This is a genomic window from Mesorhizobium sp. M7A.F.Ca.CA.002.05.1.1, assembly GCF_003998335.1.
In the GTDB taxonomy this organism is placed as follows: Bacteria; Pseudomonadota; Alphaproteobacteria; order Rhizobiales; family Rhizobiaceae; genus Mesorhizobium.
Genome location: NZ_RZQI01000222.1, coordinates 1 through 7,565, shown reverse-complemented (window position 1 = coordinate 7,565; position 7,565 = coordinate 1). Strand labels below are relative to the sequence as shown.

Genomic DNA, 7,565 nt, shown 5'->3' with positions numbered 1-7,565 from the left:
GTTCGGCATCATCCTTGCCGGGCTGGTGCGGCGGCGCGATGAAGGCACCGTGCCGTTCACGGTCATGTCGTGCGACAACATTCCCCACAACGGCCATGTCACCTCGGACGGCGTCATCGGCCTGGCCCGTTTGATCGACGAGGATCTGGCGAACTGGGTCAGCGAGCATGTCGCCTTCCCGAATGGTATGGTCGATCGCATCACGCCGGCGACCACCGACCGCGAACGCGGCATCCTCGCCAAGGACTTTGGCCTTGAGGACAACTGGCCGGTGTTCTGCGAGCCGTTCCGGCAATGGGTGCTGGAGGACCATTTCACCGGCGGCCGGCCGCCGCTGGAAAAGGTCGGCGTGCAGTTCGTCAAAGACGTTGCGCCCTACGAATTGATGAAGATCCGCATCCTCAATGGCGGCCACGCGACGATTGCCTATCCGGCCGGCCTGATGGACATCCATTTCGTCCATGAGGCGATGCAGGAGCCGCTGGTGAGCGGGTTTCTGGCCAAGCTCGAACGGGAGGAAATCATTCCGACCGTGCCGCCGGTGCCGGACACGGTCCTGGAAGATTATTACCAGCTCATCGAGAGCCGCTTTTCCAATCCCAAGATCGGCGACACGGTGCGCCGGCTCTGCCTCGACGGCTCCAACCGCCAGCCGAAATTCATCATCCCGACCATCGCCGACCGGCTGAAGGCCGGAAAGAGCGTCGCGGGCCTGGCGCTGGAATCGGCGCTATGGTGCCGCTACTGCTTCGGCACGACGGATAGCGGCGCCGTCATCGAGCCCAACGATCCGAGCTGGGGCCGGCTGCAGGCAACGGCAAAAGCGGCAAAGGATGCTCCCGCCGCCTGGCTTGCCATGGAGGACATCTATGGCGATGTCGGCCGCGCGACGGCGTTTGTCGAGGCCTTCGCCCATGCGCTCAACGTGCTGTGGGCGAATGGCGCGCGCGCGACGCTGACGCGCTACCTCGCCGGCAAGCTCTGAGAGCCATTCTCGGCCATGACGCCTGAACTGGTCATCTTCGACTGCGATGGCGTGCTGGTCGACAGCGAGGCGCTCTCCGTCTCGGCGCTGCTCGGCATGGTCAAAGTCGCCGGCGGCAGCGTCAGTGAGGATGCCGCCTACGAGCATTTCCTCGGCAGGAGCATGAAAAGCGTGCGCGAGATCCTCGGCCGCGACTTCGGGCTCGATATCACAGACCTGCACCTGACCGAGATGCGCGTCGAACTGATGCGCAAATTCCGCGAGGAGCTGAAGCCGATCGCCGGCGTCAAGAAGATACTGCCGAAGCTTGGGCTGCCGTTCTGTGTCGCGTCCTCGGGCACGCTCGACCGCATCCGCTACGCGCTCGACGTCACCGGATTGCTTGGGCTGATGGAGCCGCACCTGTTCAGTGCCACCATGGTGGCCAAGGGAAAGCCGGCGCCGGATCTGTTCCTGCATGCCGCCGCCAGCATGCGGGCTCATCCGCGCAAATGCCTCGTCGTCGAGGACAGCCCGGCCGGCATCATTGCTGCGCGCGCGGCGGGGATGCGCGTGTTTGCCTTCACCGGCGGCTCGCATGCCGGCAACCCGACCTTGAAAGCGCGGCTTGCGTCGAGTGAGCCGGACTTTATATTCGCTGACATGCTGCAATTGCCCGATCTGATTGCAGGCCTGGGAGCGAGAGACAGAGCATCTTGACGAAACAGTTCGTTTGCGCGGTCGATGTCGGCACCGGGAGCGCTCGCGCGGGCATTCTCGACACCACAGGCACCTTGCTCGGCCGCGCCGAGCGGCCGATCGCCATGAACCAGCCGAAGCCCGATCACGCCGAGCATGATTCGCGCGATATCTGGTCGGCCGTCTGCACCGCCGTGCGCGCTGCCCGCGAAAAAGCCGGTGTCGAGCCTGAGGACATTGTCGGCATCTCCTTCGATGCCACCTGTTCGCTGGTGGTGCGCGACCGGCAAGGCGGCCAGCTCAGCGTCTCGGTCACCGGCGACAAGCGCTGGGACACCGTCGTCTGGCTCGACCACCGCGCCATCGCCGAGGCCGACGAATGCACGGCAAGCGGCCACGCCGTGCTGAATTACATCGGCGGCGTCATGTCGCCGGAAATGGCGACGCCGAAGCTGATGTGGCTGAAGCGCAATTTGCCGCGGACGTGGAATGAAGCCGGCTATTTATTCGACCTGACCGATTTCCTGACCTGGCAAGCGACGGGCTCGCTGGCCCGCTCGCAATGCACGCTGACCGCCAAATGGACCTATCTGGCGCATGAGGAGACAGGCTGGCGGCGCGATTTCTTCGAACTCGTCGGCCTCGACGATCTTTTCGAGCACGGCAGCCTGCCGGAAAAAGCCAGCCCGGTCGGCGCCGATATCGGTCGATTGACGGCGCAAGCGGCGGCCGAGCTTGGGCTGAGCGAGAAATGCCGGGTCGGCGCCGGGGTCATCGATGCCTATGCCGGCGCGCTTGGCGTGCTCGGCGGCTTTGCCGGCGACGAACAGGACATCGGCCGGCATTTGGCGCTGATCGCCGGCACATCGAGCTGCGTGATGGCGATGTCGCCCGATCCGCAGCCTTTCGCCGGCGTCTGGGGGCCATACTACGGCGCGGCGCTGCCGAGACTGTGGCTGTCGGAAGGCGGCCAGTCGGCGACCGGCGCCCTGCTCGACCACATCATCCGCTGGCACGGCGCCGGCGGCGAGCCGGATGCCGCCATGCATGCGAAGATCGCCGGGCGTGTCGCCGAGCTGCGCGCCACCGAGGGCGACAACCTCGCCGCAAGGCTGCATGTGCTGCCCGACTTTCATGGCAACCGCTCACCGCTCGCCGATCCGCATGCGGTCGGCGTCGTCAGCGGGCTGACGCTGGACTCCTCCTTCGACAGCCTGTGCAAGCTCTACTGGCGCACCGCCGTCGGCATCGCGCTCGGCGTGCGCCACGTGCTGGAGGCACTGAACGAAAATGGCTATCTGATCGACACGCTGCACGTCACCGGCGGCCACACCAAGAACCCGCTGCTGATGGAGCTCTATGCCGACGCCACCGGCTGCACGGTGATCGAGCCGCTGGCCGACGAGGCGGTGCTGCTCGGCACCGGCATGATCGCCGCCACCGCAGCCGGGCTGTTTCCCGACCTCAACGCCGCCTGTCTTGCCATGCAGCAAGGCGGCCGGACGCGCCCGTCGAACCCGAAATCATCAGGGCGTTTCGAGCGCGACTACAAGGTTTTCCTCGAGATGCACCGCCAGCGGCGGATGCTGGACGCGATCCGCTAGAGCATCGGGGCCGGTCGCTGGCTCAATCCGTTCCTGTCCCTCCTCTCTTGCCTTCATGTCGCGTTTCGTCCAGAAGCTGACGCAAACGCCGCGAAACCGAAGGTTTTGCCGTTTGACATGCGGCTTCCGGCTCTGGCCGACGTGCCGTAGCTGGAAAGAGCGGAACAATGTCTGCGATCGAAGCCGGCGCTCGCGCGCCGGAAAGTCTTTGGCGTCAGGAAATCAGGGCGACGCTGGCGCTTGCCTGGCCGATGGTGCTGACCAATCTCGGCCAGACCGCGATGACGGCCACCGACGTCATGATGATGGGTCGTCTGGGGCCGGATACGCTGGCCAGCGGCGCGCTTGGCGCCAACCTTTATTTCATGCCGCTGATCTTCGGCCTCGGCCTGATGCTGGCGACCTCGCCGATGATCGCCACCGAGCTCGGCCGCCGCCGCTATTCGGTGCGCGACCTGCGCCGCACCGTGCGCCAGGGCCTGTGGCTGGCGATCCTGATCTCGATTCCGATCTGGCTCGTGCTTTGGCACGGCGAAGGCATTCTGCTGGCGATGGGCCAGGACCCGGCGCTCGCCCGTCAGGCCGGCATCTATCTGCGCTGGCTCGAATGGGCGGTGCTGCCGTTCTACGGCTATATCGTGCTGCGCTCGTTCATCTCGGCGCTGGAACGGCCGGGCTGGGCGCTGGTCATCGTCTTCGTCGCCGTCGCCTGCAACGTCTTCTTCAACTGGGTGTTCATGTTCGGCAATCTCGGCGTGCCGGCAATGGGCATTGCCGGGTCGGGCCTTGCCACCTCGCTGTCCTCAGCGCTGATGTTCATCGGCATGGCTGCCGTGGTGATGCTGGAGAAGAAGTTCCGCCGCTACCGTCTGTTCGGGCGCTTCTGGCGGTCCGACTGGCCGCGCTTCAAGGGTCTGCTGCGGCTCGGCCTGCCGATCGCCGGCATTCTCGCCTTCGAGGTGACGATCTTCAATGCGGCGGCCCTGCTGATGGGCCTGATCGACGCGGATTCGCTGGCCGCGCACGCGATCGCCATCCAGATCGCCTCGATCTCCTTCATGGTGCCGCTCGGCCTCAACCAGGCGGTGACGGTGCGCGTCGGCCTTGCGCACGGCGCCGGTAATCCGGAAGGCGTTTCGCGCGCCGGCTGGACCGCTTTCGTCATCGGTGTCTCGTTCATGGCGCTGATGGGGCTGGTGATGATCCTGTGGCCGCATCCGCTGATCAGCGCCTTCATCGATCTGGGCAATCCGGCCAATGCCAGGGTGATCGAACTTGCCGTGTCGTTCCTCGTCTTCGCGGCGCTGTTCCAGGTCTTCGACGGCGCCCAGGCGGTGGCCGCCGGCATGCTGCGCGGCCTGCACGACACCAAGGTGCCGATGATCTATGCCGCGATCGGCTATTGGGGCGTCGGCCTGCCGCTCGGCGTGCTGCTCGCCTTCCATTTCGGCCTGCATGGCGTCGGCATCTGGATCGGCCTGTCGACGGGGCTGGCCGTGGTGGCCGCGCTGCTTCTGGCGCGCTGGCTGCGGCGCGACCGGTTGGCGCCGCCGCTGGAGTTTGGGCATTGAAACAGGACAGTGCCGGTTTGGCGGCCGCTATGTCCCAATATTGTAGCTGATTAAGCGGCGCCTGCAGAAACGTTCGTGCCGTGAGCCGGCGCTTGGCACCGAGGCAATGAACGTCTCGGCCGAGAGCGGAACTATGTTCCCTTCACGATTCTCGGCTTGCTCGGCCGGCGGGATTGAGCTGCGCTCTCGAGGGCCTGGGCCAACCGCTTCTCGTCTTCGATGGCGCGATCGACTGCCTCAATTTCTTCCTGGAGCGCCTTCAGCTCGGCTCCGTAGCTGGAGCCATCGCTGTCCCCTATCTGAAAGCCACTTGCCCGCATTGCATCGCGGGTATGGTGCACGTTGCGGACTCCTTCGCGTCGGGTTGCGACCAGGATTTCCCGGAACTCTCCAAGACGTTCAACGTGATTGCGAGTCATTGCGTTCTCCTATTTCGTCGTCATCGTCGCCGACGGCGATTCAGAACGGCTAAAAACTACGGCGCAGACCGTTTAAGTGAATACGGGAGATACTCTCGACAAAGCATGAGTGCGGAAGCTCAAATTTGAACGTCTTGCAACAAGTTGGAGCGCGGCAGCGGAGATGGCTCGGGACCCGAGCCGGTCGGCGCATGGGCAACCCGGCCGTCCTCGAACCGCGCTTCAGCTTGTTATCTGTTCGGCGACAGCCTCTTCGAGGCCGGCTGCGGCTTGAGCGGCGAGACCGCGCGCCGCCGCCTGTGAATCGTAAAACTCCTCGAGCGCATGAACCGTGCCCCACCGCAGCGTGAACACGTGGAGACCACGGTTGATGTAGGACGTATCGCCGTTGAGCAGGGTTGCGGTGCCATCCCACTGGGCAAACACGGTGGTATGCCACGGCCAACCCTTCACCCAGACGTGGTTGACCGTGAGATGGAGAGTGGGCAGAACACGGCCGAGGCGCTCGAACCAGCGGCGCAGGGCTTGCTTGTCGTGGCGCTCCCCACCAAGCGCGTGGGCGCCACCAACCCGGTGATGGACATGCGGCGCGATGGCCTTCACCGCCGCGTCCCAGCGATGGTTGTTGACGTCGTCGAAGCTCTGCCGGATCGATTTCTCGACAAAATAGCTGTAAAGCATGTGACCTCTCTCCGAACTTATTGGTGGCGCGCCGTTCCGACGCGAGAGCCCCGGCCAGCATCGCGCGGCCGCGGGCCTGCGCGTCAGGTCAGGGCATTGTCGCGTCGGCTCGCAGGGATGTGTCAGTCTCGGTCGAGACCGTCACTTCCTTACCGGACCTTGAGAACGCGTAGAGCGAGCCCGGGTAGCCCGGTATGGAAAACGACACAGCGTCACTGTTGGCGAGGCCCATGACAACCCGCAGCGGATCACCCCCGGCCTTCGGTGCGAAAGTGGCGGTGACCTCAAGCAGGTCGCCGCGCGGAACGTAGTAGGCCACCATGTCCAGGTGTCCCTGGTGCAGGCTGCCGCCTTCGATCGGGCGTCCGATGGTGGCTTCCTCGGCAAGAGCCGGGGTTGCAAGAAACAGCGCTGCCAGCAGCGAGGCGCTCAGGGTTTTGGGGATCATCTCATTTGTCCTTTTTTAGATTGCGTTCACCCTCTATATAGGGTATAGATTACGAATGCAATCTAAAAAGGAGATGACGATGCGTGTGAGTCGCACTCAGGCCGCGGAAAACCGCGAGACCGTGATCAATGTGGCAAGCCGGCTTTTTCGGGAGCGCGGCTTTGACGGCATCGGCCTCAAGGATCTGATGAAGGGTGCCGGGCTGACCCAGGGCGCCTTTTACAAGCAATTCGAGTCGAAGGACGATCTGGCGGCGCTGGCGTCCAGGCGCGCGATGGAAAGCGCCACCCACAAATGGTCGGCCGCGACCGCCGCACATCCTGGGAGCCCGCTCGACGGGGTGATCTCATTCTACCTCAGCATGGACCATCGCGGGGAAAAGATGGACGGCTGCCCGGTCGTTGCGCTCGGCTCGGATGCGGCCAGGCAAGGTGCCGAGGTGAAGGCATCATTCGAAGTCGGCATCAAGGCGTACCTTGAGATGCTCGGCGGTTGGGTTGGCGAGGGCGACAGCGAAAAGACCGGCAACAAGGCAATGGCCGTTCTCTCGACGATGGTCGGCGCGGTCGTGCTCTCGCGGGTCGTCAACGACCCCGACCTTGCACAGGCTTTTCTGGATGCGGCGGCCGATCAGGTTCGCGAAGCAGTCGCCGCTTGAACGGCGCGAGCAGCGCCGCCGGCACACCAAGGACAGGAGAGCAGATGCAACGGATTGTCGTCACGGGCATGGGAGCGGTCACGCCCCTTGCCGCCAATGTCGAAGCGTCCTGGTCACGCCTGCTTGCCGGCCGGTCGGGCGTTCGCAGGCTTCCTGACGATGTGGTGGGAGATCTGCCGGCTAAGATTGGCGGCGTGGTTCCCTCCCTGGGCGAAGATCCGGAGGCTGGTTTCGATGCCGATGCCGTCCTGTCGGCGAAGGATCAACGCAAGGTGGACCGGTTCATTCTCTTCGCGCTGGCCGCGGCGGAAGAGGCGCTGGCGCAGGCGCAATGGAAGCCTGCCCTGGAAACCGATCGCCTGCGCACGGCCACGATCATCGCTTCAGGGGTCGGCGGGTTCCCCGCCATCACCGAGGCGGTGCGCACGGTGGACCTGCGTGGCGCCCGCCGCCTGTCTCCCTTTACGGTGCCGTCCTTCCTGGTAAACCTCGCGGCGGGCCACATCTCGATCCGTCATGGT

9 protein-coding genes are annotated in these 7,565 nt (G+C 64.7%); 6 read left to right on the top strand and 3 right to left on the bottom strand.

What is annotated here, in order from left to right:
- The 4 genes from EN939_RS13740 to EN939_RS13725 form a co-directional block, all read left to right on the top strand.
- Nucleotides 1-985, top strand: a 985-nt coding sequence (locus EN939_RS13740; RefSeq protein WP_164750981.1) for a mannitol dehydrogenase family protein, incomplete at its 5' end; no start/stop codon positions are given.
- 15 nt (nt 986-1,000) lie between these two features.
- Nucleotides 1,001-1,684, top strand: a complete 684-nt coding sequence (locus EN939_RS13735; protein ID WP_127268441.1) for an HAD family hydrolase — start codon at nt 1,001-1,003, stop codon at nt 1,682-1,684.
- Complete coding sequence (locus EN939_RS13730) at nt 1,681-3,267, top strand: FGGY-family carbohydrate kinase (RefSeq protein WP_127268440.1); 1,587 nt, start codon at nt 1,681-1,683, stop codon at nt 3,265-3,267. Before EN939_RS13735 ends, EN939_RS13730 begins: the two co-directional genes overlap by 4 nt.
- Before the next feature lie 167 nt (nt 3,268-3,434).
- Complete coding sequence (locus EN939_RS13725; protein WP_127268439.1) at nt 3,435-4,838, top strand: MATE family efflux transporter; 1,404 nt, start codon at nt 3,435-3,437, stop codon at nt 4,836-4,838.
- Nucleotides 4,839-4,969: 131 nt separating this feature from the next.
- Here the strand turns inward: EN939_RS13725 and EN939_RS13720 are convergent, their stop codons facing one another.
- The 3 genes from EN939_RS13720 to EN939_RS13710 all read right to left on the bottom strand — a co-directional run bounded on the left by EN939_RS13720 (nt 4,970) and on the right by EN939_RS13710 (nt 6,386).
- Nucleotides 4,970-5,257: a hypothetical protein gene (locus EN939_RS13720; RefSeq protein WP_127268438.1), complete on the bottom strand. Its 288-nt coding sequence runs from the start codon at nt 5,255-5,257 to the stop codon at nt 4,970-4,972.
- Between the two features lie 222 nt (nt 5,258-5,479).
- The gene (locus EN939_RS13715; protein ID WP_127268437.1) at nt 5,480-5,938 is read right to left on the bottom strand and encodes a nuclear transport factor 2 family protein; all 459 of its coding nucleotides are present in this window, start codon (nt 5,936-5,938) and stop codon (nt 5,480-5,482) included.
- A gap of 88 nt (nt 5,939-6,026) precedes the next feature.
- Nucleotides 6,027-6,386 (bottom strand): hypothetical protein, encoded by a 360-nt coding sequence (locus EN939_RS13710; RefSeq protein WP_127268436.1) that lies wholly within the window; start codon nt 6,384-6,386, stop codon nt 6,027-6,029.
- A gap of 79 nt (nt 6,387-6,465) precedes the next feature.
- On the opposite strand from EN939_RS13710, the gene EN939_RS13705 reads away from it, so the two are divergent.
- Both EN939_RS13705 and EN939_RS13700 read left to right on the top strand, forming a co-directional pair.
- Nucleotides 6,466-7,044: a TetR/AcrR family transcriptional regulator gene (locus EN939_RS13705; protein WP_127268435.1), complete on the top strand. Its 579-nt coding sequence runs from the start codon at nt 6,466-6,468 to the stop codon at nt 7,042-7,044.
- A gap of 44 nt (nt 7,045-7,088) precedes the next feature.
- Nucleotides 7,089-7,565: beta-ketoacyl synthase N-terminal-like domain-containing protein (locus EN939_RS13700; RefSeq protein ID WP_272483090.1), on the top strand; the 477-nt coding region annotated here is incomplete at its 3' end.

Bases quoted from the DNA above. Each gene is read 5' to 3' on its own strand.
- EN939_RS13735 (WP_127268441.1), top strand. From the start codon at position 1,001: ATGACGCCTGAACTGGTCATCTTCGACTGCGATGGCGTGCTGGTCGAC.
- EN939_RS13725 (WP_127268439.1), top strand. From the start codon at position 3,435: ATGTCTGCGATCGAAGCCGGCGCTCGCGCGCCGGAAAGTCTTTGGCGT.
- EN939_RS13720 (WP_127268438.1), bottom strand. From the start codon at position 5,257: ATGACTCGCAATCACGTTGAACGTCTTGGAGAGTTCCGGGAAATCCTG.
- EN939_RS13715 (WP_127268437.1), bottom strand. From the start codon at position 5,938: ATGCTTTACAGCTATTTTGTCGAGAAATCGATCCGGCAGAGCTTCGAC.
- EN939_RS13710 (WP_127268436.1), bottom strand. From the start codon at position 6,386: ATGATCCCCAAAACCCTGAGCGCCTCGCTGCTGGCAGCGCTGTTTCTT.
- EN939_RS13705 (WP_127268435.1), top strand. From the start codon at position 6,466: ATGCGTGTGAGTCGCACTCAGGCCGCGGAAAACCGCGAGACCGTGATC.